The sequence below is a fragment of the Daejeonella sp. genome, assembly GCF_037719425.1.
Taxonomy (GTDB): Bacteria; Bacteroidota; Bacteroidia; order Sphingobacteriales; family Sphingobacteriaceae; genus Daejeonella.
Genome location: NZ_JBBJNI010000117.1, coordinates 10,078 through 13,861, shown reverse-complemented (window position 1 = coordinate 13,861; position 3,784 = coordinate 10,078). Strand labels below are relative to the sequence as shown.

2 protein-coding genes are annotated in these 3,784 nt (G+C 36.8%); both read left to right on the top strand.

Going from position 1 to position 3,784, the window contains the following annotated elements:
- Positions 1-219 precede the first annotated feature (219 nt).
- Entirely contained in the window at positions 220-1,677 is a 1,458-nt protein-coding gene (locus tag WKF69_RS14345; protein ID WP_340382760.1) for a tetratricopeptide repeat protein, read from the top strand.
- 101 nt (positions 1,678-1,778) lie between these two features.
- Positions 1,779-3,784: UvrD-helicase domain-containing protein (locus WKF69_RS14340; RefSeq protein WP_340382759.1), on the top strand; the 2,006-nt coding region annotated here is incomplete at its 3' end.

Here is a 3,784-nt window from a genome sequence, read left to right as displayed (position 1 = left end):
TAGCTAATTCTTCTTTTTTGCATGAACTCATTGCCAGAGCTGCGATGACGATTAACGTTAAAATTTTAGTTTTCATGATTTTGAGGTTATTTTTGTTAAATAATAACTAACTGACTATAAATACCTTATATTCAGGTTATTCCAAATGTAGGCATTTAAATGCTTTTGGTTAATCAGATTAGCTAAATTTATCATAAACTTATATTCGCAATTATTGGAATGAAAATATCTAGCCTTGTCCCGTTTTTATCGATTTCTTTCCTTATTGTTTTTACTCAAAGTCTATCCGGTAAAACGTCAATTAAATATAATGATACAGTAACAGTCATCGAACTAAATAAGAAAGGTTTCGAAAATCGCTTAATTGACCCTGAAAAAACTATAAAATTTGCAAGTAGGGCTATGAAATTGGGCAAAGCTCTAAAATATGAAAACGGAATTGCTGAATCTTACAGAGTTTTAGGTGTGGGAAATTATTATCTGAATAAAAACGAAACTGCAATAGAAAATTACCTAAATGCTTTAACATATTTCAAAAAAAATAAAAATGTGGAAGGGGAAGCTAAGGTCTATAACAATATTGGAAACCTGTATCGTGAGATAGATTATGACAAGTCACTGGAGAATTTTCAAAAATCATTAGCATTAGCCCTAAAGCTTAATATCAAAGATCTAATAGCTGGACTATACATGAACTTAGGGACTGTTTATTTACGTAAAAACGAATATGATCAGGCATTATCCAATTATCAAAACAGCCTTGCTATCTTTACTAAATTAGATAATACCATAGGTATAACTCAAAGTATGCAAAACCTTGGGCTTGTTTATTTTCAGCTTAATCAACTTGATAAATCTGAGGAGCTCTTGATAAATGCAAGGAGCAAAGCCAGAGAAAATAAATTAAATAATTCTATTGCTGGTATCGATCTTACACTAAGCTCCATTTACATTTCAAAAGAAAACTTTAAGCAAGCTGAAAAAACAATTAAAGAAGGCGCATTATTTGCTAGGCTTGTTAAAAGTCCCAAATTAGAATATGATTACATGCTAACTTCCTATGAGTTAGAAAATAAACGCAAAAATTATGAGAGAGCCTTATACTATTTGCAAATAGTTTACAAACAAGATAGTATAACTTACAAAGGCAATATTTCCGACAAAATCAGCCTATTAGAAGCTCAGCATCGTCAACTCGAAAAGCAAAGAGCAAATGAGCTTACAATTGCACGATCAAAATATAGCCAAATCCTGTTTTGGGCCAGTAGTCTGGTTGCCCTTTTATCCTTTTTCGTCATCTTTCTTCTTATAAAGAATGTGAAAAAATCTAAACTCATAAACTCCGAATTAACCCGCTTAAATCAAGAAGTGTCCCAACAGAAAGATGACCTCGACCGCACTAACCAGAACCTGGAGGAACTCATCGAAGAGCGCACCATGGATCTTAAAAACAAGAACAAAAAATTGTCAGAATACTCTTCTCACCTCTCTCACCAGATAAGAAGCCCCGTGGCTACCTTGAAAGGTCTTATGCTGCTGGAAAATGAGAATCTCATCGATAAGCAAGAATTTATTGAGCAAATGGGGAAATGCATTAATGACCTTGATGATAAGATCATTAATATAAATGAAAACCTGAACAACCCTGGCCGGTCAAGTTTAATTTTTGACGACTAACGTTCCCTAGTTTTTCTCAACAATTTACATTTCAGACAGGTGCCAGAAGCCTTAATCTCAATTCTGTTTAGTAATTTAGCGCAGAAAAACAGGAGTAGATTTTGGATTATTTAGACGGTTTAAATCCTTCACAAAGGGCAGCGGTAGAGCAAACGGAAGGGCCAGTGATGATTGTGGCGGGGGCTGGTTCAGGTAAAACAAGAGTTATTACTTATCGCGTTGCGCACCTTATCCGAAAAGGTGTGGATCCATTTAACACCCTTGTTCTTACGTTTACAAATAAGGCTGCCAAAGAAATGCGTGAACGCATTATGAAGGTGGTTGGAAACGAAGCGAAAAACATTTGGATGGGCACCTTTCACTCTGTCTTCGCAAAATTGCTGCGGGTAGAGGCACAAAAAATCGGCTATCCGAATAACTTCACTATTTATGACACGGATGACAGCAAAAGCTTGATAAGGAGCATTTTAAAAGAGCAGCAACTTGATGACAAATTGTATAATGCAAATTTTGTCTACAACCGTATCTCTTCATCAAAGAACAATCTGATTTCTCCGGCAGAATATTTACAAAATGAGCACATCCAGGCTGAAGATTTTTCTTCAGGCCGGGGGAAGATGGGAGAAATTTATCAGACTTATACTCAAAGGTGTTACAAAGCCGGAGCAATGGATTTCGATGATCTTCTTTATAAAACCAATGTGCTTTTAAGAGAACATCCTGATGTGCTTTACAAATACCAGAACAAATTCAAATACCTGATGGTAGATGAGTATCAGGACACTAACTTTTCCCAATATTTAATTGTAAAGAAGCTCGCAGCAAAAAATGAAAATATTTGTGTTGTTGGGGATGATGCCCAAAGTATTTATGCTTTTCGTGGAGCCAACATTCAGAACATTCTCAATTTTGAGAAGGACTACCCGGATCTGAAGGTCTTCAAACTTGAACAAAACTACCGTTCGACTCAAAACATCGTTAATGTTGCTAACAGCATCATAGCAAATAATAAAAATCAGCTAAAAAAATCTGTTTTTTCCGAAAACGAAACGGGGGACAAAATAAAAGTTTCGAGGGCCTTTAGCGATAACGAAGAAGGGAAAATTGTTGCTGAGGGAATAGCACAGGAACAAGCAGTTAAAGGGTCAAAATATAATGACTTCGCAATCTTATATCGTACCAATGCTCAGTCAAGAGCCATGGAGGAATCGCTACGAAAGCTTAACGTACCCTATAAAATTTATGGCGGGCTCTCCTTCTATCAGAGAAAGGAAATAAAGGATCTGATTGCTTATTTCAGGCTGACATTTAACCCGAATGATGAGGAAGCTATAAAAAGAGTCATTAACTATCCCAGACGTGGCATTGGAGATACAACCATCGAAAGAATCATTATAGCTGCTGATCAGAATAATCTTACACTTTGGGAAATCATCATCGACTCACATCATTACCTTGATGCCCGCAGCGCCGCCGCAGTTGGAAACTTTGCATTAATGATTCAGAGCTTCCAGGTAATGACTAAAACTCATTCAGCCTATGACACTGCCTTACATATAGCCCAGCACTCAACTCTTTTAAAAGATCTATATTCTGATAAATCTATTGAGGGTTTAAGCAGATATGAAAATATACAGGAGCTTCTAAACGGAATTAAAGAATTCAGCGAGCGTGAGGATCTGGAAGAAAAAGGGCTTGATATCTTCATGCAGGATGTTGCATTGCTTACAAACGATGACAACGATAAGAATCCAAATGCCGATACAGTTTCGTTAATGACAATACATTCCGCAAAGGGCCTTGAGTTTGATAACGTTTTTGTCGTAGGACTCGAGGAAAATCTCTTCCCTTCGCAGATGTCACTAAGTTCCCGTATTGATCTCGAAGAAGAACGACGCTTATTTTATGTGGCTATAACACGAGCAGGGAAAAAATTAAATCTATCTTATGCTACTTCCAGATATCGCTGGGGTACACTAACCAGCTGCGAACCCAGCAGATTTATTGATGAGATCGATGCCAGTTACCTGGAGCTTGATTTCAAGCCGCAGTTAAAAAGTGGAGGGAATCCATTTTTTGATGATGAAAGGTCTGCATGGCAGCAAAA